This window comes from Glycomyces lechevalierae (genome assembly GCF_027622945.1).
Lineage (GTDB): Bacteria > Actinomycetota > Actinomycetes > Mycobacteriales > Micromonosporaceae > Glycomyces > Glycomyces rutgersensis.
The window spans coordinates 343,395-366,612 of the sequence record NZ_JAPZVQ010000002.1 but is presented as its reverse complement, the minus strand read 5'-3'; the positions used below and the strand labels follow the sequence as shown (position 1 = coordinate 366,612).

Annotated in this window: 18 protein-coding genes; 11 read left to right on the top strand and 7 right to left on the bottom strand. The window is 70.3% G+C overall.

Annotation, left to right across the window (positions count from 1 at the left end; genetic code table 11):
• Positions 1 to 354 precede the first annotated feature (354 nt).
• Complete coding sequence (locus tag O2L01_RS05385; protein ID WP_270120855.1) at positions 355 to 873, bottom strand: GNAT family N-acetyltransferase; 519 nt, start codon at positions 871 to 873, stop codon at positions 355 to 357.
• Between the two features lie 218 nt (positions 874 to 1,091).
• A complete protein-coding gene (radA, locus tag O2L01_RS05380) occupies positions 1,092 to 2,501 on the bottom strand; it encodes a DNA repair protein RadA (RefSeq protein WP_270120854.1) in 1,410 nt (469 codons plus the stop codon).
• A gap of 391 nt (positions 2,502 to 2,892) precedes the next feature.
• Between radA and O2L01_RS05375 the strand changes: the two genes are divergently transcribed.
• From O2L01_RS05375 to O2L01_RS05360, 4 genes are all read left to right on the top strand, one after another.
• On the top strand, positions 2,893 to 3,759 hold the full coding sequence (locus O2L01_RS05375) for an HAD family hydrolase (RefSeq protein WP_270120853.1): 867 nt from the start codon (positions 2,893 to 2,895) through the stop codon (positions 3,757 to 3,759).
• Positions 3,760 to 3,793: 34 nt separating this feature from the next.
• On the top strand, positions 3,794 to 4,828 hold the full coding sequence (locus O2L01_RS05370; RefSeq protein WP_270120852.1) for a LacI family DNA-binding transcriptional regulator: 1,035 nt from the start codon (positions 3,794 to 3,796) through the stop codon (positions 4,826 to 4,828).
• A gap of 535 nt (positions 4,829 to 5,363) precedes the next feature.
• Complete coding sequence (locus O2L01_RS05365; RefSeq protein ID WP_208497819.1) at positions 5,364 to 5,723, top strand: ArsR/SmtB family transcription factor; 360 nt, start codon at positions 5,364 to 5,366, stop codon at positions 5,721 to 5,723.
• 263 nt (positions 5,724 to 5,986) lie between these two features.
• Positions 5,987 to 6,829, top strand: coding sequence for a hypothetical protein (locus O2L01_RS05360; protein WP_270120851.1), 843 nt, complete (start codon positions 5,987 to 5,989; stop codon positions 6,827 to 6,829).
• On the opposite strand, the gene O2L01_RS05355 is transcribed toward O2L01_RS05360, so the two are convergent.
• Positions 6,830 to 7,981: a hypothetical protein gene (locus O2L01_RS05355; protein WP_270120849.1), complete on the bottom strand. Its 1,152-nt coding sequence runs from the start codon at positions 7,979 to 7,981 to the stop codon at positions 6,830 to 6,832.
• Positions 7,982 to 8,196: 215 nt separating this feature from the next.
• On the opposite strand from O2L01_RS05355, the gene O2L01_RS05350 reads away from it, so the two are divergent.
• The 3 genes from O2L01_RS05350 (at position 8,197) to O2L01_RS05340 (ending at position 11,121) form a co-directional block, all read left to right on the top strand.
• Positions 8,197 to 8,946, top strand: coding sequence for a DedA family protein (locus O2L01_RS05350; RefSeq protein WP_270120848.1), 750 nt, complete (start codon positions 8,197 to 8,199; stop codon positions 8,944 to 8,946).
• A 434-nt stretch (positions 8,947 to 9,380) separates the two neighbouring features.
• Positions 9,381 to 9,803, top strand: coding sequence for a hypothetical protein (locus O2L01_RS05345; RefSeq protein WP_270120847.1), 423 nt, complete (start codon positions 9,381 to 9,383; stop codon positions 9,801 to 9,803).
• A gap of 340 nt (positions 9,804 to 10,143) precedes the next feature.
• Positions 10,144 to 11,121, top strand: a complete 978-nt coding sequence (locus O2L01_RS05340; RefSeq protein WP_270120846.1) for a chaplin family protein — start codon at positions 10,144 to 10,146, stop codon at positions 11,119 to 11,121.
• A 130-nt stretch (positions 11,122 to 11,251) separates the two neighbouring features.
• Here O2L01_RS05340 and O2L01_RS05335 read toward each other — a convergent pair whose 3' ends face one another.
• Positions 11,252 to 11,761: an SRPBCC domain-containing protein gene (locus O2L01_RS05335; RefSeq protein ID WP_270120845.1), complete on the bottom strand. Its 510-nt coding sequence runs from the start codon at positions 11,759 to 11,761 to the stop codon at positions 11,252 to 11,254.
• On the bottom strand, positions 11,758 to 14,349 hold the full coding sequence (locus O2L01_RS05330; protein ID WP_270120844.1) for an Hsp70 family protein: 2,592 nt from the start codon (positions 14,347 to 14,349) through the stop codon (positions 11,758 to 11,760). The genes O2L01_RS05335 and O2L01_RS05330 overlap by 4 nt, the downstream gene beginning before the upstream one ends.
• Positions 14,350 to 14,484: 135 nt before the next feature.
• On the opposite strand from O2L01_RS05330, the gene O2L01_RS05325 reads away from it, so the two are divergent.
• A complete protein-coding gene (locus O2L01_RS05325; RefSeq protein ID WP_270120843.1) occupies positions 14,485 to 17,553 on the top strand; it encodes a glycoside hydrolase family 3 protein in 3,069 nt (1,022 codons plus the stop codon).
• Between the two features lie 56 nt (positions 17,554 to 17,609).
• Here the strand turns inward: O2L01_RS05325 and O2L01_RS05320 are convergent, their stop codons facing one another.
• Together O2L01_RS05320 and O2L01_RS05315 are read right to left on the bottom strand one after the other, a co-directional pair.
• Positions 17,610 to 17,879 carry a hypothetical protein gene (locus tag O2L01_RS05320; RefSeq protein WP_270120842.1) on the bottom strand — a complete coding sequence of 90 codons (270 nt, stop codon included), beginning with the start codon at positions 17,877 to 17,879 and terminating at the stop codon, positions 17,610 to 17,612.
• A gap of 7 nt (positions 17,880 to 17,886) precedes the next feature.
• The gene (locus O2L01_RS05315) at positions 17,887 to 18,759 is read right to left on the bottom strand and encodes a hypothetical protein (protein WP_270120840.1); all 873 of its coding nucleotides are present in this window, start codon (positions 18,757 to 18,759) and stop codon (positions 17,887 to 17,889) included.
• A 358-nt stretch (positions 18,760 to 19,117) separates the two neighbouring features.
• On the opposite strand from O2L01_RS05315, the gene O2L01_RS05310 reads away from it, so the two are divergent.
• The 3 genes from O2L01_RS05310 (at position 19,118) to O2L01_RS05300 (ending at position 23,119) form a co-directional block, all read left to right on the top strand.
• The gene (locus O2L01_RS05310) at positions 19,118 to 20,542 is read left to right on the top strand and encodes a hypothetical protein (RefSeq protein ID WP_270120839.1); all 1,425 of its coding nucleotides are present in this window, start codon (positions 19,118 to 19,120) and stop codon (positions 20,540 to 20,542) included.
• On the top strand, positions 20,539 to 20,922 hold the full coding sequence (locus O2L01_RS05305) for a hypothetical protein (RefSeq protein ID WP_270120838.1): 384 nt from the start codon (positions 20,539 to 20,541) through the stop codon (positions 20,920 to 20,922). The genes O2L01_RS05310 and O2L01_RS05305 overlap by 4 nt, the downstream gene beginning before the upstream one ends.
• 727 nt (positions 20,923 to 21,649) lie before the next feature.
• Positions 21,650 to 23,119: an HNH endonuclease signature motif containing protein gene (locus O2L01_RS05300; protein WP_333490286.1), complete on the top strand. Its 1,470-nt coding sequence runs from the start codon at positions 21,650 to 21,652 to the stop codon at positions 23,117 to 23,119.
• Positions 23,120 to 23,218: the final 99 nt, after the last annotated feature.

The following is a 23,218-nucleotide window of genomic DNA, read 5'->3' as shown; positions in this document are numbered from 1 at the left end:
AAACCGGTGGGGCGGGGGGGGGGGACCGCCCCCCCCCCCCCCCCCGGGGGGCGGGGGGGGGGGGCGGGGCGGGGGCGGGGGGGGGGGGGGCCGGCGCCCGCGCCCCGCCGCGCGCCCCCCCCCCCCCGCCCGCCCCCCCCCCCCGCGGGCGCGGCCCACGGCGCGCTGTCACTCAGGGCCCCGGTCGCGTCCGCGAGCGGGCCCTGGCGTTCGATCGCCAACGGCGCGAGGCATTTCAGCCGCTGATGGCGGACTCGCCAGGACTATCGATGACGGACGGCACGAACGGCGCAGAGGCCGGTGGGACTGTGCGCCTGCTCCTCTCAGGTGTTCTGCGCGGGACCGCGCGCGGGGTCAGGCGCTCGGCGGCGGGGCGTCGTACCGGAGCGTGCCCTCCTCGGCGCCCGGACCGGCCGGTGTGAAACCGGCCTTCTCGAGCACCCGCACCGAAGCCGGGTTCGACGGCTCGACATGCGCGAACACGGCCTTCACCTCGGGTGCCGTGTAGGCGTGGGCCGTCAAGGCCCGCACCGCTTCCGGCGCGTATCCGCGGCCGCGACGCGAGGGCGCCACGCCGTACCCGAGCTCGACCGCGCCGTCCGACGGCGGCCAGAACAGCCCGAGCGAACCGACCACGAGACCGCTCTCGCGCTCCACGATCAGCCGGTGCCCGAACGGCCCCAACCACAACGGCTCGGCGGCGATCAGCGGCGCGATCACCAGGTCGCCCTCGGCGGGGAAGCCCTCGGCCCAGTCGGCGAGGCGGCCGCCCTCGGTCACCGTGGCGGCCTCGGCGGTCGTCCAAGCGCGCAGGACCAACCGCTCGGTGTGCAGATCGGCCACGGCCGCATCGGGATCAGAAGAAGCATTCACAACGCCACCGTAGGCGCGGCGACCCGACCGGGCAACCTACTTGCGAGCACCCCGGAAACCCACCGAACCTTGACTTGCGGGCCCCCGGTAACAAGGGTGGCCCGGGGGTACGACATTTCCGCCCGCAACGACCGAGCAGAGGCGAAGCTCACCCCGCCGCGCTTCCGAACCGCGCCTTTCCCTCTCACCGAAGGAGCAGTCGCTGTCGGCCCCCGCGCTCAGCCTCGGCGAGCCCACGTCCGGGCCGCCGCCTGCTTCGCGTCGATGATCGTCTCGACCTCCACGACCTCGATGCCCCGGTGCCGCTCGGCGACCGAGCCCTTCGGGACGATCGCCGTCTTGAACCCGAGGCGCGCCGCCTCGCCGATGCGCCTGTCCGCGTTCACCGTCCGCCGCACCTGCCCGGTCAGGCTCACCTCGCCGATCGCCACCAGGTCCGCGCTCACCGCGATCTCCTGATCCGCGCTCACCAGCGCCAACGCCAGCGCCAGATCAGACGCCGGCTCGCGCACCCGGATGCCGCCGATCGTCGTCGCGTACACCTCCCGGTCGAGCAGCCGCATCCCGCCGCGGCGCGTGAGCACCGCCAGCACCATGTTCAGCCGGGCCTGGTCGAGCCCCGACACCGTGTGCCGCGGGATCGCGCCGTCCTTCACCGACTTCCCCAGCAGCGCCTGCACTTCCACCGGCACCGCCCGGCGGCCCTCCATCGTCACGGTCACGCACGTGCCCGGGGTCGGCTCGGTCGGCGCGTCGTCCAGGAACAGGCCCGAAGGGTCGGCGAGGGAGACGATGCCGTCCTCGGTCATCTCGAAGCACCCGACCTCGTCGGCCGGGCCGAAGCGGTTCTTCACGCCGCGCAGCAGCCGCAGCATCGAGTGCCGGTCGCCCTCGAAGTGCACGACCGTGTCGACCAGGTGCTCGAGCGCGCGCGGGCCGGCGATGCCGCCGTCCTTCGTGACGTGCCCGACGAGGATCACGGCCATGTTGCGGGACTTGGCTTCCGCGGTGATCGCGCTGGCGACGGCCTTGACCTGGGTGACGCCGCCGGGGACGCCGTCGGTGTCGGGGGCGATGACGGTCTGGACGGAGTCGAGGATGAGCAGCGAGGGCTTGACGTCCTCGACGTGGCCGAGGACGGCGCCGAGGTCGGTCTCGGCGGCGAGGTAGAGCTCTTCGGAGAGGCAGCCGGTGCGGTCGGCGCGGCGGCGGACCTGCGAGGCCGACTCCTCGCCGGTGGCGACGAGCGCCTTGCCGTATCCGGCCTCACCGAAGCGGTGGGCCACTTCGAGCAGGAGCGTGGACTTGCCGACGCCGGGTTCGCCGGAGATGAGGGTGACGCCGCCGGGGACGAGGCCGCCGCCCATGACGCGGTCGAACTCGCCGATGCCGGTGGGGAGGCTCGCGGCCTGCGCGGCCGAGACGGTGCCGATGCGCATGGCGGGCTTGGCGGGCCGCCGCGCGGCGGGCAGGGCCGAGGCGATGCCGCCGCCGCCGGTCTGGCGGGGCGGGGCGGCGGACTCCTCCATCGACCCCCATTCGCCGCAGTCGGGGCACTGCCCGACCCACTTGGGGACCCGGAGTCCGCACGCGCCGCACGCGTAGGCGATTCGCTGGCTCTTCGACATGGCGCCAGCCTACGGCCACCGACCGACAGGAACGCCCCGCGCGCGGCCCCGGCGACGGCCGCTTGTGATGATCGCCTCGGAGGCTCCCGCGTCGGCCCCGGATTGTCGTACCCCGGGCCCACCCTTGTGTTCGGGGGCGCTGCGAACCGCGGCCCGGATGTGGTTGGCGTGCACGCGAACCGGGCTTGCGTTTGCTTCCGGTTCGTGTGAGGCCCGCCTCGGAAGCGCCCGTTTCCGCCCCGGAATGTCGTACCCCTCGGGCACCGTTGCAGACCGGGGGCCCATCCCCGGGGTCCTTGCTGCTCTCGGCGTGCGCGCCTCCCCGGCGACACCGCTCCCGGCATGCGACAAGTGCTCGAAACCGGGTTGTCCGGCTGTTTAGACTTGCGGCATGAACGCAGCGGAGCCGCTTCAAGGCTCACCGGCACTCTCGCTCGAACCGGTCGCGGCACCAGGCCGCTCGCGCCCAGGCGCGGCCTTCTTCGACCTCGACAAGACGGTGATCGCCAAGGCCAGCACCCTCGCCTTCTCCCGGCCGCTCTACCAGGGCGGGCTCCTCGCCCGCCGCGACGTCCTGAAGGTCGCCTACTCGCACCTCCTCTTCCGCCTCGGCGGCTCGGCCGACGAGGTCCAGATGGCGCGCACCCGCGACTACGTCGCCGAGCTCTCGCGCGGCTGGCCCGCCGAGGAGGTCCGGTCGATCGTGAACGAGACCCTCGAGGAGCTCATCGCGCCCGCCGTCTACGCCGAGGCCGCCGCCCTCATCGAGGCCCACCGCTCCGCCGGCCGCGCGGTCGTCCTCGTGAGCGCCTCCGGCGAGGAGATGGTCGCCCCCATCGGACGGATGCTCGGCGCCACCGACGTCATCGCCTCCCGCATGGTCATCGGCGACGACGGCCGGTACACCGGCGAGATCGACTTCTACGCCGCGGGCCCCGCGAAGGCCGAGGCCGTCAAGGAGTTCGCGTCCGCGCGCGGCGTCGACCTCGACGCGTCCTTCGCCTACTCCGACTCGATCACCGACGAGCCGATGCTCCGCACCGTCGGCTACCCGCGCGCCGTCAACCCCGACCGCGGCCTGCGCCGCCTCGCCCAGGAGGAGGGCTGGCCGCAGCTCACGTTCCGCCGCCCCGTGGCCCTGCGCCAGCCCCTGAACGGGCCGAATCCGCTCAAGGTCGCGGCCGCCGGCGTCGGCGTTGCGGCTGTTGCATATGTGGTCTGGCGAGTGTGGAGGGAACGCCGTTTCAGGACCGCTTGAGCAGCGCTTTCCGCAGATGGGTAGCCTCAGCGAGATGGAACGCAAACAACCGGCCCGACTGGCCGATGTCGCCCGAGCCGCCGGCGTCTCGGTGGCCACCGCCTCTCGCGTGCTCAACGGCTCCCCGCACCGGGTGAGCGACCAGCTCAGTGAGCGGGTGCGCGAGGCGGCACGCCGGTTGCGATACGCCCCCAACGTGGGCGCGCAGGTTCTCGCCCGCGCGACCTCCCAGACCGTGGCCCTGCTCCTGCACGACGTGACCGACCCGTACTTCGGGCAGATCGCCGGCGGCGTCCTCGCCGAGGCCGCCCGCCGCAACGTGCGCGTCCTCATCGCCGACACCGGCATCGACCCCGACTCGGAAGTGCAGCACCTCGACTCGCTGCGCGGCTACCGCCCGCGCGCGGTGATCGTGGCCGGTTCGCGGACCACCGACGACGCCGCCGAGCAGCGCCTCGCCGAGCACCTGTCGGACCTGCTGGAACTGGGCGCCACCGTGGTCAGCGTGGGCCAGCCGGGCCTGCCCGGGCGCGTGGTGCGCCCGGCGAACCGCGAGGGCGCGGCCGCCCTCGCGCGGTTCCTCACCGAGTTGGGCCACCGCCGCTTCGCCGTCGTCGCCGGGCCCGAGCAGCTCCAGGTCGTGCGCGAGCGCCGCGAGGGCTTCCTCTCCGCGCTCCCCGAGGACGCCGAGATCGCGCACGTGGCGGCCGAGTTCAGCCGCGACGGCGGCTACCAGGCCGGGCGCGCGCTCCTCGACGGCGCGCGACAAGACGGCGGCAACCTGCCCACGGCCGTGTTCGTCACGAGCGACGTGCAGGCCACGGGCCTGTGCACGGCCCTGCGCGAAGGCGGCGTGAGCATCCCCGAGCAGGTCTCGGTGGCCGGCTTCGACGACATCCCGATCGTGCGCGACCTCACCCCCTCGCTCACCACGGTGGCCCTCCCGCTGCACGACATGGGCGTGAAAGCCCTGGAAGCGGCCCTGGTCGAGGACGCCGACTATCCCGACGAGCTCAAGATCGACACCGAGCTCATCGAGCGCGCCTCCACGGCCCGACCGCGCCCCTGAAGCGCCGGAGCGAACGCGAATGCGGGGCGGGGCCGATCGGCCCCGCCCTTCGCTTTGCCCTCGGATGTGTGCTTTCTCAAGCCGATGTAACGGTCTTGAAACGCAAGAGGGCCGCACCGTTCGCGGTTTCGCGCTACGCTCGGAATCAAGATGGTCTATATATTGGGACGTCGATCTGAAATAATCGAGTGAGGCCGATCTCAAACACGAGACGGCAACCGCTTAAATATAGGTAGATTTAGATATAACTCCAGGTAGTGCGACATTAACTGAATAACCGTCGCTATGGCCTGCAAACTGATCTTGTGTCAACGGTGGATCCGCTGGCACTGCAGGCGTAATCTCGGCGGTGGATCCGGTCAGGGACTTGGTGCGGCCCGAGCGAGATCCGTAGGAACCGAAACCCTTTGCGAGCCGGAAGCGTCGTCGTTACCGCCCGGCCACACCGCGGGGGCATATTCAGGGTTGGAACTGGATTAATGGCAGTGCGGCCGTATCCGGTACCGACTGGAACCAATCCGGAAGGAACACGATCATGGTGCGAGTCACCGTCGAGGCCGAGACGCCCGTCTCGCCGGTCAGCGGCGAAACGCTTTCCAAATCCGACGCCGAGCGCATCGCGGGTGTCCTCAAAGCACTCGCCGATCCGAACCGGCTCCAGCTCATCAGCCTGATCCAGGCCGCTCCCGAGCAGGAGGCGTGCGTGGCCGAGCTGACGGAGCCCCTCGGGCTCTCGCAGCCCACGGTCAGCCACCACCTGCGCATCCTGGCCGAGGCCGGGGTCGTCGAGCGCGACAAGCGCGGCGTGTGGGCGTACTTCCGCCTCGTCCCCGAGACGATGCGGATCGTCGCCGACCTGCTGACGCCACCGAAGCGCCGCCCGCGGCGCCGTTAGGAATACCGAGCGACGCCCGCGGCGCCGTTAGGTATATCGAGCGACGCCGCCGGGAGCCGGGGTGGCGACGCTGAAGAAGGAACTGACGCGCACGGCCGGCCCGCCACCGGCACCGACCGCCGGGGGCACGGGCCGGCCGCGAGCGTCTGGAGCCGAGAAGCGCTGCGCGCGTGCGCTACTGACGCGCGATAGCGGACCGTCCGCATGCGATAACTGAAAAACGCGAACTCGACTGGGTTTGCGCCAGGTCATACACTCGTCACATGACCGGTGTGCATCGCAGACGAGGGCGCCTCTCGAAAGAGGGCCGCCGCCTCCTCGGCGGACTCGCGCTGCTCGCCGTCTTCGCCCCGGTCACCGCCTACACCCTCAACGCCGCCATCGCCCACGTCCAGTCCTGCGGGACGGAGGTGGACCTCCATGTCGCCGCCGCCCCCGAGATGGCCGCGGCGCTCGAGGACTTCGTCGCCGCCGGCGGCGGGGCGCCCTCCCGCGGCTCGGACGTGTGCGCCCACATCACCGTCGAGGCCGTCGCCGGGAGCGCCGTCGCCGAGACCGACGCCGACGTGTGGGTCCCCGAGACCGCGCTGTGGCGCAACAACCCCGAGGCCGGTCTGGCCGAGCGGTGGGACGTCCTCCAGGAGTCGACCGCGAGTGCGGCCGTCGGCATGGCCCTGCCCGCGGGCGAGGGCACCGACGGGGTGCTCCCCGACGAGGCCGACGTCGCGCTCCAGGATCCGCGGCAGCACGCCGCGAGTCTCATGTGGATCATGATGTTCGGGGTGGACGAGCACACGGTCGAAGGCGGGGACGGCACGCCCGTCATGTCCGCGCCCGAGGTCCTGGCCTCCGGGAACACCGATCTGCAGGCGCCCACGGGAGCGTCGCAGGTCGCGCAGTTCGAGTACCCGATGCTGGCCCGCGCCGGCCTGGGCGAGCACGAGCGCGAGGCCGCGCAGAACCTGCTGCGCTCCTACAAGGGCGAGGCGTACGGCGAGGTGCTGGCCGAGCACGCGCTGGGCGGGGCGATCTCGCAGCCCGCGCCGACCTCGCCGGAGCTCATCGCGGCGGCCCTGCAACGCTGGGACGACCGCGAGGACGCGTAGCTACTCGGCGGCTTTGGCGAGGACCTGGCTGAGGACGTCGTTGAAGACGTGCCAGCCCTCTTCTTCGCGTTCGGCGTCGATGTCGGCGGTGGCCCAGGCCTGGAAGGTGCCGTCGTCGGCGGTCACGAAGATGCTGAGGGAGCCGCGCCAGCGCCCGTAGACCTGGTCGCGCTCGGAGTAGGCGACGTCGCCGGCCAGTTCCTGGAGCGGTTGGTAGGGCAGGGCTTCGCGCATCATCTTGCGGGCGGCGTTCGGGCATTCGCCTTCGCAGGGGAGCCAGCCGACGCTGATCTCGGATTCGCCGTCGTCGGCGGTGCAGGTTGCCGTGGCGTCGTCGTCGGTGCACGCGAACTCGCTGGGGACCTTGAACGCGAAGGGCCAGTCGACGGCCGCGAACGTGGCCGTGGCGGCGCCCTCGGGGTAGGCGCTGCCGCCGACGCGCTCGGCGGGGGCGTCGGCGTCCCATTGCGGGACCTTGCTGCCTTCGGCCTCGGTGGGTTCGGCGGCGGGGGCCTGGGAGACGCCGTCGACGGCGGCGGTGGTCGGCGGTTCGGCGGAGCCGTCGTCCTCGCCGCCGGGGTCGGAGAGGACGACCCAGACGCCGACGACGAGGGCGAGGACGACCACGACGGAGCCGATCCCGATGAGGATCGGCTTGAGCTGCGAGCGGCGTTTGGGCGGGGCGATCATCACCACGGGCGGGGACATCGGAGGCGGTGAAGGCGGCCCGGAGACGCCGGCGGGGGAGGCGGGGGCGGCGGAGCGCTGGGCGGCGGCCATCTGGTGGGCGGCGCGCTGGGCCGCGGCGGCGGGGCCGACGGGGAGCGGGCCGGTGGCGGGGCCGAGGGCGAGGAGGCGGTCCATGATGCGGTCGGCGCCGCGGAGGCGGGCGTCGCGCAGGACGACGACGTAGGGCTGCTCGGCCTCGAGATCGGCGACGAGGATGGGGGCGTCCTCGGGCCCGGCGGTGGCGTAGGCCCAGGCGACGGTGTCGGAGAGGAGGCCGCGGCGGGCGGGGTCCTTGGAGGAGGTGGTGCCGAGGGTGAGGATCTGCACGGGCCGGGCGTTCTCGTCGAGGCCTTCGCAGAGCTCGTAGGCGCCTTCGACGCGCGCGGTCGTGACATCGGTGTACGGCCCGACCGTGCGACTCATCGAAGCCCCCCTCAAGCTGCGGATCCGCGGGCGCTGCACGGGCCGTCACGGGGTGTGCGGGCCGAAGGAGCGCGGAATTACCACTAAGTATGGCCCGGCTTCGCACGCCTCGCGACACCTGGCCGCGGGGAGACCGCCGAACGGCCCAGGGGATGGGACGCGTCTCGGTCAGACGACCGAGGCGGGCGGGAAAGTGAGCCGGTTACGCTGGCGGCGTGACCAACTTCCTCAGCCAGGGCCTGGCGATGGCCACCGCCTCCAGTGAGATCCCGAACGCCGAGGGGCAGGGCGACTTCATCCAGTGGGTGCTCGGCCTCATGGAGAACCTCGGTGAGGTCGGCGTGGGGCTGGCCCTCGCGATCGAGTCGGTGTTCCCGCCGATCCCGTCCGAGCTGATCCTGCCCGTGGCCGGGTACCTCGCGTACGACGACAAGATGAACTTCTGGCTGGTGATGCTGTTCGCCGCCATGGGCTCCATGGCGGGCGCGTACATCCTCTACTACGTCGGCTACGCCTTCGGGCGGGAGCGGACGCGGTGGATCTTCGAGAAGTTCCCGCTGCTGGAGCTGAAGGACTTCGAGCGTTCGGAGAAGGTGTTCGCCCGGTGGGGCGGCATCGCGGTGCTGGCGGGGCGGTGCCTGCCGCTGGTCCGCAGTGCGATCTCGGTGCCGGCGGGGATCGAGAAGATGCCGTTCTGGAAGTTCACGGGTTACACGCTCGTGGGCTCGGTGATCTGGAACGCGATCTGGGTGGGGCTGGGCTTCGCGTTCGGGCCGACGATCCAGCCGGTGATCGACGAGTACTCGGGGCTGCTGAGCAAGATCGTGCTCGGCGTCATCGGGGCGCTGTTCCTGTGGTTCGTGATCGCCCGCACGATCAAGATCATCCGCAAGAAGCGCGGCGGCGGCGACGAGAACGGGAACGCCGGGCACTCGGACACGATGATCCTCCGCCGCGTGCGGTAGCGGCTTTCTCATTGCGGCCCTTCACCTTGCGGTGAGGGGCCGTTTCGCGTCCCAGACGGGCATATGAGTCATCTACGCATTCACGGGACGCAACACCGCAATGTTTTCGAATTTCTTCGCGTCTGGGCGTAACCGCTTCCGTGCCTCTCCAGTTATTCAGTGTGGCCGCTTCACAAGCGACCGGGCCGCAGTGTCACCGGCCCAACGGACAGCGAGCGCGGTCCTCGACCCGCCGGCGATCCAGCCGGCCAGGTCGCGGCTGAGGTCCGCAGTCGGCAGGAGCGAACGCCCCCGCGGCGACCGCGCTGCCTCGAGCCGCTGGTCAACCACTGACAATTCAGCGATCTTGCACCGCACGGCGGTCGATTCGCGCTGCTTCCCCAGCCGTCGATCCTTGTTGTGCGGTACGGAGAAAGGCAACGAAGCAGATGAAAATGCGCACTGTGCGTACGGCAGGCCTCGTCGGAGGACTCGCCACGGGGGCTCTGCTGCTCGCCGGAACGGCGGCCCAGGCCGCCGACACCGAGGTCCCGGAATCGACCGGCGACCTCGTGATGGCGACGCCGGAAGCCCTCGGGGGGCTCCCGGTCTCTCCTGACGCCGTGACCGGCCTCGCCGGCGGCGTGACCGGCGGCGTCGCCGACAAGGTCCCCGGGATGAACGCCCTGACGGCGGTTCCCGGCGTGGACGCCCTGGTGCCGTCCGGTCCCGACGCGGAGGCCAAGGGCGACAACGTCACCGACAAGACCGCGGACAAGGTCAAGGACCAGGTCGACACTGAGGCCCCCGCGGGCAACCCGGTCACCGACCTGCTCTCGGGCCTCGGCGGCGGACTTCCGGTCCCGCTGCCCTTCTAAGGCTGCACGACCCCGCGGCGCGCGCTTCCGCCAGGCGCGCCGCGGACCATGGTCGATGGGTCCGCCAGGGGCCCGAACGCGAACGGCTCGACGAGTCCGCGGCGGTGCACCGCCGCGGCTCGCGAGCGGTCGTCCGGCCTGACCGCCGGCGGCCCCGGGCGGCCCCACCGACCGAGCAAGGAAACAGCAAGACCAGCAAGGAAAACTCTCCCGGTTTCAAAGCACCTCGTCCGCAGCGGGACCCAGCCCGCCGGACGTGAACAAGCTTTCGAGACCACGGAGCTTCACGGGGGATACGTGATGGAACAGCAAGAACCATTTCCCTGAAAGGTGAGACTTCGTGAATAACTCATGGGCACGCAAGACCGCGCAGGCCAGCCTCGTCGCGACGGGGGTCGCCCTCGTCGCCGGTGCCGGCACCGCCCAGGCCTACGGTCCTGACGTCACCACGCAGGACCAGGTCGGAGCGGTGTCGGGCAACCAGGTGGTCGCGCCGATCCAGGCGCCCATCAACATCTGCGGTGTGGCCGCGGCCGTCCTCGGCACCGCCTCGGCGGGCTGCGAAGGCGGCGCCGACGCCGACTACGACGGCGCGGGCGACCTGACCACCCAGAACAACACCGGCCTCGGCAACGGCAACCAGGCGTACGCGCCGGTTCAGGCCCCCACCGACATCAGCGGCATCGCCGCCGCCGTCGGCGGTGTCGCAGACGGCTGGTCCACCGGCGGCTCGCACGCCGACATCGAATCGGGAACTCCCGAGTCCGGCCACAAGACCGAGTCCGACACGCTCACCCAGGGCAACTACGGCGCGCTGTCGGGCAACCAGCTCCTCGCGCCGATCCAGGCCCCGATCAACGCCTGCGGCAACGCCATCGCCCTCGGCGGTGCGTCCGACGCGGGCTGCGAGGGCGGCGCCGACGCCGACTACTCCGGCGCGGGCGACCTGACCACCCAGGACAACGTCGGCCTCGGCAACGGCAACCAGGTGTTCGCCCCGATCCAGGCCCCGATCAACGTGTGCGGCAACGCCATCGCGATCCTCGGCTCCGCCAGCGCCTCGTGCGAGGGCGGCTCCGACGCCGAGATCCCCGGCGGGCACGACCACCACCAGAGCCACAAGGAGCTCTCGACCACCGAGGCCTCCAACGTGGACCTGAACGAGGAGCAGCTCCCGGCCGTCCCCGGTCTCGACGCCGTGAGCGGCGCGACCGGCGGTCTCCCGGTCGTCGGCGGCCTGGTCGGCAACACCACCTCCGAAGGTGTTGCGGACTCGGTCGCGGGCGTCACCGAGCTCGCGGGCGCGGGCGTCCTCTAACGCACGACACGGGCCCGCTCCATGGCGGCGCGGGCCCGTATTTCCGATCAAGGGGAGTCTGGACGGCGGTCCGCGTCAAGCGGGCCGCCGTTCCCCTGCGTCTCAGGTTGTCAAGGCCCAGTCTCGAGGCTCAGTCGTCGAGGGTCTTCAGCCGCGCCTCGAGCGCCGCGTTCATCGACCGGAACGCCTGGTCGGTGTCGGCCAGCAGCGACTTCATGAGCGGCACGAGCACGCCGGTGAACCGCTCGCCGTGGGTGAGGACCGTCGTGCCGTCCGCCTGCGGTTCGAGCACGAAGTAGTGCTCGCCGTCGAACAGCCCGCCCGGGCCGAGCTTGCCGAGCCAGCGGATCTGCCGGGCCGGAGAGACGCGCAGGACGCGCGGCTTGAACCGGGTGGTCTTGCCGTTCGGCTGCTGGAAGGTGACGTCGAGCCGGTCGTCTTCGGCGAGGACCCCGGCGATCGCGGTGATGAACGGGTTCCACTCGCCGTAGGCCGGGAAGTCGGTGAGGACCGCCCACACCTCGTTCGCGCGCGCGTCGAGGTGCGCCGTGGTCTCGATCCGCTGCTCCTGGCCGAGCGCCCACAGGCTGTACGCGGTGGCGGCGGCGATGATCGCGGCCGCGATGATGAAGAAGATCAATTCCCCAGACTCCAGAATCGGATGTTGCCTTGGTCGTCGCCGGTCGCCGCGTAGTCGATCCCGTCGATCCTGACCAGCACCAATTCGGTCGGGACGCCGTCAGGCGATTCGAAGTAAACGGTATCCGATGAGTCGGCGCTCATGGCCTGCGCGCCGCCGTCGGCGTCGATCGACAGCAGCGTCGCCCCCTGCGGGGTCTCCGCCATCTCGAAATGGAACTCGGCCGTCGCGTCGCCATAGGGGACCTGCCACGCCGGCTGCTGACCCTCGAGGTCCCAGAAGTGCAGCATCCCGTCGTCGCCGTAGGCCATCGCGTACGGCGTGCCCCAGTAGTAGACGACGGTGAACGCCTCGACGCTCTCGCTCTGCCAGTCCTCGGCGGTGAACGGCGCGCCGTTGGCCTCGCCCCCGAACGGGTTCACGATGTCGAGCTCCCGGTTCCCGTCGAACGCGACGATCTCCGAGTCCATCTGCCCGGAGTAGGTGAAGAACCGCGGGTAGTAGTACCCCTCCGGCACCGGGTATCGCGCGATCGATTCCTCCGTGTCGAGGTCGAACAGCTCGAACTCGTCCCCGTTCAGCAGGGCGAGCGCGGGCGCGCCCTCGTTGTAGGCGATGCGGACGAAGTCCACCTGCGCGCCCTCGTCCACCATCTCGGGGGTTCCGGCGGGCAGGAAGTCGGCGGTGTCGGGCCGCCACACCCACGGCTGGTGGTCCTCGGTGACCGCGACCATGATCGCTTCGCCGGCGGCGTCGGCGGCGGGCAGCAGGTCCCCGATGTCCGCCTCGGGCCAGTACTCGTCGATCAGCGTCCCCGTCAGCAGGTCCCACTGCTCGATCGAGCCGTCCGCGCCGCTCGAGAACAACTGCGGGCCGTTGTCGCTGTCGAGGAACGCCACGGACTCGACTGCGCCGTCGTGCGTCCCCTCGATGCTCGACAGGAGCGTCCCCGCGGCGGCCGTGGACCAGTCGGGCTCGAACGAGGAGACGGCGGGCTCCCGGTCGTCGATGTCCCCACCGCCGTCGTACGGGTCGTCGAAGGTGTCGCGGTCCGGGTTGAAGTACCAGACCAGCCCGGCGATGATGAGGATGTCCACGAGGATGAACGCGATGATGCCCCGCCGGCCGACCTTCTTGGCGCGCCGGCGTTCCGCATCGGTGCGGGGCGGCTCGTCGCCGTCGCCGCCCTCGACCGACAGCGGCGGGGTCAGCGGTGTCTGCGGGGGCAGGTCCCGGGGCGCGCTCGACTGCGCCGGACTCGGCACCGGCCCGGACTGCGCTGCAAGGGACTCCGGTTGCGGCGCGGTCAGCGCCGCCGGCTCCTGCGGTGAAAGCACGGCCTGCGGCGAGACCGGCTGGTAGGTGGGCGCGAGCTGCTGCGGCGCCTGCGGCACCGGAGCGGGCGCCGTCTGGGGGCTGGGCGGCGCGAGGTGGGCGACCCCCGGCGTGACCGGAGCGGGCGCGAACCCGCCCTGCTGTGGGGTCCGCTGGATCGGGAACGTCGTCGAACGCTCCCCGGCCCACGTCCACAGCACGCTGCCCTCGGCGACCACGACCTCCGGCTGGTCGAGCACGGTCGGCGCCAGGCCGAGCGAGCGGTGGAGCATGGTGCCCACCAGCGGCATCCGGCTCGCGCCGCCCACGAGGAACACGCCGGCGCTGGCGGCCACGTCGAGCCCGGCGGCGCGGATGACGGCCTGGGTGACGCGGATGGTCTGCTCGAGGTGCGGGTGGGCGATCTGCTCGAGCTCGGTGCGGGTGAGGTGGGCCTCGACGTCGAGGAGGGGGATCGCGATGTCCGACTGCTGGTGGCGCGAGAGGCGCTCCTTGGCGCCGCGCACCTCCTCCTGGAACTCGCGGAAGTACCGCCGTTCCTCCACAGTGGTCGGATTGACGAGGCGCTTCCAGCCGTCGCGGTTGCCGTAGGTGGCGCCGAGGTGCTCGATGAGGGCGGCGTCGATGTCCAAGCCGCCCAAGTCGTTCCGGCCGTCGAGTGCGACCGTCTCGAAGCCGTGGTCGGTGCGGCGCACGACGCTCGCGTCGAAGGTGCCCGCGCCGAGGTCGTAGACGACGATCGAGGCGCCCACGGCCATGCGGTGCTTCAGGGCCTCCGCGTAGTAGGTGGCGGCGGCGACCGGTTCGGGGACGAGCCGCACCTGGCCGAGGCCGGCGCGGGTGGCGGCGTCCTCGATGACCTGGCGGCGCGCCGGGCCCCATTCGGCGGGCACGGTGAGCGTCACCTGCGCGGGGTGGCCGACGACGCGGCGGCATTCGGCGGCGACGGCGTCCAGGACGGCCGCGATGAGGTCGGCGATCGGGTACTCGCGCGCGCCGAGCAGTGTCGAGGGCCGGTCGATGAGGCGTTTCGGGTTGGGTTCGAAGCGTTCGGGGTGGCGGCGGCCCGCGTGGACGGCGTCGCGGCCCACGAGGATGCCGCCCTCGGCGTCGGCGCAGACCGCGGAGGGCATCAGCGGCGCCCCGTCGAACAGGAGCGGGCGCAGGCTCCCGTCGGCGCGGCGGACGACCGCGATCGTGTGCGAGGTGCCGAAATCGACGCCGAGCGAAGTTCCTTGGGGGCCGGGGCTCATGAGAGGAATCGTAACGAACGGGGGAGGGAGGAGTCGGCCAGCAAGGTGGCGGGCACTGACCGGGATACCGACTTGAATTTGTCTGGTCGCCCGTCGTAATGTCGTAGGGGACTGACACCGACCGATAGGACGAGCATGACCGCTCCCGTGTACCTCGACCCGACCAGGCCTGTCGCCGAACGCGTGGAGGCGATCCTCGCCCTCATGACGGACGAGCAGAAGCTCGCGTGCCTCAACGGCGTGCCCGAGACCGTCCTCGCCGACGGCAACACCCTCCCGGGCCTGACGAACGCGTTCAACGAGGTCCTCCACAGCTCCGGCAAGAAGCCCGACGCCACGTTCTTCCCGCAGGCCATCGGCCTCGGCGCGACCTGGGACACCGAGCTCATGGAAGCCGTCGGCGCGGCCGTCGCCCACGAGGTGCGCGCCCGCGACACGGACGTCTTCGCGTCCTTCGGGCCGGTCGCCGACATCCGCTCCAACCCGCTCGCCGGGCGCTTCGAGGAGGGCTTCGGCGAGGACCCGCTCCACGTCGGCGCCATGACCACCGCCTACGCCTGGGGCCTGCGCGGACGCCACCCCGAGTACGTCAAGACCTTCACCCAGATGAAGCACTTCCTCGGGTACAACCACGAGTGGCACCGGTCGCAGAGCTCCGCCTCCATGGGCGTGCGCGCCTACCACGAGTACCAGGTCGTGCCCTACCGGATGCCCGTCGAAGCGGGCGCGGTGATGGGCGCGATGACCTCGTACAACAACGTCAACGGCGTGCCCTCGATCATCAACCCGATCATGGAGACCGTGCGCTCCGAATGGACCGGGAACGGCCGGTTCTTCTTCCTGCCCGACGGCTGGGACGGCGTCAACCTCCACACCACCAAGGGCCAGCCCTGGGACACCTGGGAGGTCGACCCGCGCGGCGACGTGCCCTACCCGACCGCGCTCGCGGCTGAGGAGGGCCGCGCGATCGACGCGGACGAGAACGGCGTCTACGCCTCGGCGCTCATGCTCCACGCCGGTGTCAGCCTCTTCGCCGACGGCTCCGAACTGCCGTTCGTCCCCAACGCGGGCAAGGCCGTCGAGCGCGGCCTCCTCGGCGTCACCATGTCCCATGTGGACCGTGCGGTGCGCGACTGGCTCGACTTCCTCGTCCGCACCGGCAAACTCGACGGCGACGCCTGCGAGTACAACCTCATCCCGGCCGACCCGCACCCGCAGGACCGGCCCGAGCACATCGCGCTCGCCCACCGCGCCGCCCGCGAACAGCTCGTCCTGCTCAAGAACGAGCAGTCAGCGCTGCCGCTCCCCGAGACCGCGAGCATCGCCGTCGTCGGCCCGCTCGCCGACCTCAACCTCCGGGACTTCTACAGCCCCACCGTCCCCGCCGAGCGCCGCCCCAGCCCCCTCCAGGCCCTGCGCGAGCGCTTCGCGAACGTGACCCACCACAGCGGCAACGACACCGTCGCGCTCCAGGCCGCCGGACGCTACCTCAACGTCGCCGCCAACGGCGTCGTCACCGCCGCCGGGGACGCCCTCGGCGACACCGAGACCTTCGAGGTCTGGGACTGGGCACACGAGCAGCACATGTTCCGCCACAACGCGACCGGCAAGTTCCTCAAGGCGAACCTGCTGCAGCAGAACGACGGACCGGCCACCTTCGAGAACCAGATCGGCGCCGCGGGCGGCGGCGGGCCGCTCCTGGTCGCCCTCGACGACGAGATGGAAGACGGCGACGCCTGGTTCACGCACCAGAACTTCCACTACCGCCGCACCGGCGGCGGCACCGTGGAGCTGTTCGGCGTCAACCATGTCGCCTCCGATGCGGACGGCCCCTACCACCTGCGTCTCGCCGAGGACGGCTCGCTGCCGCTCGCCAAGGGCGGCGATGCCCTCGACCTCACCGAAACCCTCTGCGAGAACGGCCCCGAAGCCGCCGCCGCCGTCGCGGCCGAAGCGGACTGGGCCGTCGTCCTCGTCGGCAACCACCCGATGGTCAACGCCCGCGAATGCTTCGACCGCCCCGGCCTCGATCTCGCCCCGCGCCAGGCCGACCTCGTCCGCGAAGTCGCCGCTGCCAAGCCCGGCCGCACCGTCGTCGTCGTGGTCTCGGCCTACCCGCTGGCGATCGGCGACATCGCCGCCGACCCCAACGTGGCCGCGATTCTCTACACCTCCCACGCCGGACAGGCCGTGGGCGACGCGATTGCCGAGGCCCTGGCCGGCGACTTCTCGCCGGCCGGGCGGCTCACCTCGACCTGGCTCGCGGACACCTCCTCGCTTCCCAAGGCGGGCCCGCGATCCGAGGCGTTCCGCGTCAGCGACGTCGACATGCTCGAATACGACGTCATCAGCGCCGGCCTTACCTACCAGTACTCCAAGGCCGAACCGGTCTACGGCTTCGGCCACGGCCTGACCTACACCGAGTTCACCTACAGCGCACTGGAACTGCCCGCCGCCGCGGACGCGGACGCGCCGTTCACCGCCGCGCTCGACGTGACCAACACCGGCAGCCGCACCTCCGATGAGGTCGTGCTGCTCTTCGCGACCGCCCTCGAATCGGCCTACGGCGACCGCACCGCCGCCCGCCGCCTCGCGGGCTTCACCCGCGCCAAGGACATCGCGCCCGGCGAGACCCGCCGCGTCGCGATCGAGGTCGACTCGGCCCACCTGTTCGTGTGGGACGTCGTGAGCGGCAAGCGCATCGTCGAGACCGGCGACTACCGGTTCGCCGCCGGAAGCGAGACGGCCGAGATCCGCCTCAACGGCGAGACCATCGCCCCGCTCGACCTCTCCGAGACCGCCAACGTCTGGGAGAAGGCCACCATCGCCGAAGGCCTCACCTACTGGGAGGTCTCGAAGCTCCACACCCTCAAGCGCGAGGGCGGCTACCACTCCACCGGCTCCCGCCGGCCGGGCAGCCACGTGGGCTTCACCAAGGCGATCCTGGACGGGGCGAAGGGCATCGAACTGCGCGCCGCCACGACCACCGCCGACTGGACCGACCTCGCCGACCCCGTCATCGAGGTCCGCGCGGGCTCGGCCGACGGGCAGCTCCTCGCCGAAGTCGAGGTCCCGAAGACGGCCGGCTTCCAGTCGTTCGCGGACGTCTCCGCACCTCTCGACGGCGCGGCCGGAACGCAGGACCTCTACCTGGTCTTCCGCACCGGAGGCATCTACATCGACACCATCCGCCTGACCCGCTAGACAACAGCGAAAAAGGGGGGTGTCGGGCGTCAGCCCGGCACCCCCCTTCGCTTTGCTCATTCTCGAGCTGGTGCGCTCCAGTTCCGGATTCGGAAGATCGCGCCAAGCCAGTCGTCAAGCTCCTGGCGGTCGGTCGAGGCTTCGATGCGTCGTCGATGCTGGACCGAAATGCCCCCGGGGGTCAGCTCCAGGATTCTGATGAGAATGCGTCGCGCTGCCCGGAGTCGTCCCTCCTCGAAGCCCTCTCGGAAGCTCTCGTCGTGGAACCGATCGCCCTGCTCCGATCGACTGGTGACGGTCTCGGCCGCCTTGAGGCTCTCCGTCATCCGCGAACTACTCGTCGAAGAGACCGACAGATGAACCGGAAGCGATGAACTTGCTGCGCCAGGCAATGAGCTCTTGACGGTCGGTTGAGGCCTCGATTCGCTGGCGTTGTTCGGCCGTGATGCCTGATTGCGTAGCCTCGAGCAGCTCGACGAGAACCTGGCGGGCCTCCTCCAATTTGCCCTGCTCGACGCCTTCGGCACGGAGACTGTCGCTGTATTCGGAGTGGTACGGGCGGGTCTGCGTGCGCATGAGTTCCTCCAGCATTCGGGCGGGCTCGTCTTCCAGAATCGTGAGCAGATGCTTGATGTAATCGGCCGCTCGCCCTGGTTCGATGGTACCGAGACGGCGGTCGAGTGTCGAGATGAACAGTTCGGCTCTGGGCCCTTCCGAGTCCTTGCCGTAAACGGCGGTGATCACGGCAGCGGCTGCGGTCGGCAGATGCTCGGCACCGGCACCGGGGAAGTCGGATCTTCCGACAGCGTGCACCTGAATGGTGTTGTCCGGGCCGAGCTTGATGCCCTTCCGGTACTTCAGGGCGACCCTGTCGTCGGGGCAGACCAGCACCAGCTCGGTCGGCAGCCGATGGTCCTCGAAGGCCCGGGTCATATAGCCCGGTAGCCGGAAGTGCTTCTCGTCCTTCCATTCGGTCTGGACCTCGACGATGACGATCCGGTCTTCCTCGTTCGGGAACTTCAGAATCGCCATGAAGTCGGCCCGCCGCTCGGTCCTTCCCATGGAGCCGACCGAGGTTGATCGCGTTTCGGCACCTGTGCAGGCAGCGAACCGCCTGTCGTGGTCGGCGAGGTCCATCAGCCAAGCCGCCGTCAGCGGCTCGTCTTGTAGGACCTGCACGATGAGTTCGTGCGCATCTCCTGGCATCGGGGGGAGTCCCTTCGTTTCGTGGTTCTCCTGTGAAACGAGTGGGTGAAAACCGGAGACGTGCAGGTGTCGGAAAGCCGACAATATGCCGTTCGAATAGGCGTGGTTGTTCGAGGCTTCTGGACGCTTTCGTATGTGACGGCGTGTCGCGCTTGCACTTCGCGAAAATCCTGTGTCAGCCTGAACTCGCGTGCGAATCGCACGTCGAACAACCAAGTGAATATCAAGTCGGTGGGCCGCCTCCAGTCCGCAAAAACTTTGGCGGCCCACCTCCCAAACCAAGGAAGGCGAGCCTCCCATGGCAGAGTCCACCCTACGCGAAAACAGGCGTGGCGCAACTCATCAAAACACGACGACGGTGAACCAGGCGCGCATGCGCGTCCTGGTCCAAGAGCCGTTCTACCAGCACGATCACCTCGGCCCAGGAGCCGACCTCACTCAGATCACCGGACAAGGTGAAGGCGACGGCTTCTACGACTGGGCGGGCCGTCGCCTGTTCCTCATCGACGGCGAGCCGGACCCGATGTGCCCGGGCGCGTACCGGTACCAGCACAACCCGGCGTGCTGCGACCTCGAAGCCCCCGACTCGGACCCGCGCAGCCCCCGCTACGAGCCGATGCACTTGCGCCACAAGCCAGGCGACACCTGGATCATCGACACCAACCGACCCCACGACCCCTACGACCCCGGCCCGTTCGGCTCCCCGGGCTGGTACCAGGATGAGCGCACCGGCCGCCACCGCAGGGACGAAACTCCCGACCCACTCCCAGCAGAGAACTGGGACCCACCAAAGGATGCCTGGTTTCCGGGCACGGCCGACTGGCCCGAACCCGAAGCACCGCTGGCGGAGTCGGCACATCCGGTCGAACGGTCCGGGGGCAACGAAGGCGACGAGCCGCCGCGCGCGACCGGTCAGCGGGGCGGCTCGGATCGGCAGCCGCCGTGGGGCCGGCGCGGGCGTCCGGTCCCGTCCGAGCCCGAGGAGGAGCCCGAAGGGGCACAACGGCCTTGGGGTGCCAGGACGGGTCGCCCGGGTCCGGGCTCGGATGCGACGCCGCGCACCGCGCGGCAGTTCTGGGACCACACTGGGCGCGACCCCGGCCCGGGCGATGCGGGCTGGATCAGCGGCTACGGCGGCACCCGAAGCGACGATCGCGGCGACGAGCCCGAGCGCCACGACGGCCAAGGCAGCGCCGACACCGGCGAGTACCGGTTCTCCAAGCTCCGCGAAGACGCCTTCGACCGCTTCATCGCCAACTCCGCGCCGCTGCGGGCCGCGCACTTCGCCCCGCAGAAGCCCTACATGCGCGAGCGCGCGGTGTGGGTCCTGCACTGGCTGACATGGGTCCTCGCCCTCGGCCTGGTTCCCATGCCCGCACCACTGGTCATCCGCCAGTGCGAGGCTGAACCGGTTGCGCGGCAGCCGATCCCGACTCAACCCGGCCCCGTGACCCGTCTCAGCGAAGACGAGCCAACGGACAGCAGACCAGCGCACGGACCCTGGCCTGGGGCGGCGCTCGCCGCTGCCGTCGCCGGTGCTCGCATTGCACGCAGGGTCATCGCTGAACGGGAGACGCGTTCCAGTGTCGATCTTGCTGCCGCCGTTCGGGACAGCGCCAGCCGCGCGAACGCAGTCCATTGGCGGACCGCGCCCCGCCAGAATCGGCCCCACCCCGTGCCCCGCCCGAGCCCCGGCGCCTACATGACCGTATGGGAACACGCCTTCGACTCCGGCCAGACGTTCATCCTCGGCACCGGCCCTGGGTTGGGGGCGACCGCATGATCCCCGACCGATACACCACCCGCCGCATTCGCGCCCGCTACATCCAAGCGCTGCAAGCGATCCCGCTCCCGGTCCGCCGTGCCGACCCTCCAGATGCATTCCTGCCGATCGACCTCGCCGGACTGCCCGTCCTCGCCACCGAAGCGATCGGCGAACGCCTCGTGCAGTACTCACTCGTCGTCGGCCAGACACGCTTCCGTCTGACCTTCATCGACACGCACCCGGCCCTGATCGGGCACGTCATCAACCTCGAGACACCGAGCCCGCGACTCGTCATCGCCGAGCCCTTCCACACCGAATGGGCCCTCACCAACGAACTCGCACTCGCCGCGCACGCGACCCGAATCTGGAAGGACCACACCAGAACCTGCAATCGCTGACCGCCGCGACGAAGATGGGTGCCGACGGGTGAACGCCTGTCGGCACCACCGGACTGCGCCCCGATTTCATCGGCTTGCCCGAGGGCGATGAAGAATGGTGGGCCGAGTACCGCGACCGGCTCGAACAAACCGCCCACGAAGCCGCCGGACAATAGCCCAGGGCGACCTTACCGCCACCGAATGCGCCTGGGGCGCAAGGGATCCTGGTGCCGCGGCAATTACCTGCATCGATCGGGCCAGACTTAGAGCGGGCAGCGACAAAGAGGTCTGTGCGTGAATGGGGCGGGGTTGTCGGCTGTCCTGTCTGATTCTGTTGCGGTTCAACCGGGCAGCGACAACAGGGTCTGAGGGCGGTGGGGGCGTGCACTGCGGCCACCGGGTTCGCGTGCCTCCGAGTCTTCCCGATCCACCTGCGCCGCAGTCGCTTCGGTGGCCCGTGTGAATGTCCCTCATGGAATAGTCACCCGATTGAGTGATGACACCACCGGTCCTACATGTCATCATTGAAGTACGAACAAGGAACCGAAAACCGGCAGACCATTCGAGAACAGGGAAGGAGGATCCAGGGCCCATGAGCAGTTGCACCCACACCCCCGACACCCCGGCCGTCTTCCCGCCCCTGGCCTCCGACCGCCCTACTCGAGCCGCCGCGATCCGCTCCGCCCTCGATGACGCCGCCGCCCTCATCAACACCCAGCACGCACAAGTGCTCTCGGCAGTGATCGCAATGAAGGAGCAAGGCCTGCACCGCTCCGAGTTCGGCTTCTCCGCTCTGCGGGATCTGCTGTTGTCGCAGTTCGACTTCACGTTCAACACGGCAGGATCGATCGCGGCCATCGCACGCCTCTCAGGGAAGTTCCGTCTCCTGGCCAAGGCGGCAACGACAGGGACAGCCAGGATCGATCAGGTCGCCTATGCCGTCCGCCAGCTCGACCAGACCCCGGCCATGCGCCTGTTCGCCCGCACGCCCTTCAGGGCACCAGCACCCTCCCCCTTCGATCCTGCGGTGTTGTGCGCGACCCCGGAAGCCATGGTTGCCCAGTACTGCGCTCATGCTTCCTTCAGGGAACTGCGCCGCCACTTGGATGAGCTGTGGGCATCGATCGCCGAGGAGACCGAACTGTTCGATGAGTTGGGTGAGCAGTCCCTGCAGCGCCTGGAGTTGACCCCGCAGGGCAACGGCATGTGGGCCCTGGAAGGCACCCTCTCCGACACCACCGGGCGGCTGCTGGACAAGTACCTGAAGACCGCCTGCCCACCCCCACGCCAAGAAGACACCGAGGCCGATGGGGGCGGGGAAGGGCTCCTGCCCGCGCAGGCCAACCGGAACGCTGAAGCCCTCCACCAGCTCCTGGCGGGCTATGGTGCCTCTCCGCAGGCCGCGACCCGGCACGGGCACACCGCCACCCTCGACCTGACCGTCGACATCGAGACCTTGCAGGGCAAGGACACCGGCCGACTGCCGCTCCTTGAAGGCCAACCCATCAGTGTCGCCCGCGCCCGTCTCCTCGCCTGCGAAGGCGCAGTCATCCCCTCAGTGTTCAACTACGCCACCGGTGAAGCCGTCGAACTCGGTAGGGCCCTGCGGCTCCCGAATGCGGCGCTGCGCCGCAAGCTGGAGCTTGAGCAGCCCGACGGGTGTGCCTGGCACGGGTGTGACCGGCCGGTGGCTTGGGCCGAGGCACACCACATCCAGCACTGGGCCGACGGCGGGCCGACTGCCGCCGAGAACCTGATCCTGCTCTGCCGGTTCCACCACGGCCGCATCCACACCCCCGGCTGGACGATCGAGAAGACCGGCCCCGGCCAAGCCATCATCACCCACCACGACGGCCATGAAGGCCAGAGCGGCAACGACAGTGAAGGCTGCGGCTGCTCCGACTGGCGCACCGACACCGACATGGACACCGAGAACCAAGGCTCGGACTGGGATGTGTTCCCGACCGGGCTCTACCGATCGGAATGGTCCGAAGGTATGAAGGCCGATCTCGACGGCATGGCCGAGATCATCGACCGCGACCGAGCCTTCCAGGCAATGCGGGCCGCGAAGGCCAGATGCCGAGAGAAGTTCGCAACACCGCCACCATCACCAGTGCCAGTCTTAGGCTGCCCCAGTGGGCGACTGCTGGGGGAAGCGCCGCCACACCAAGCAGCGCAGCCCGATCCCCGAGGGACCGGGCCCCTCAGCATGCCCTAGGCAGGAAACGGACCCCTGCCAACACTCTCCCGTCGCTGCCCGATTGAACCGGGGGCTCGTCGGGCCCGAGGCCCGGAGTGCGACCTCGGCCCCTCCCCC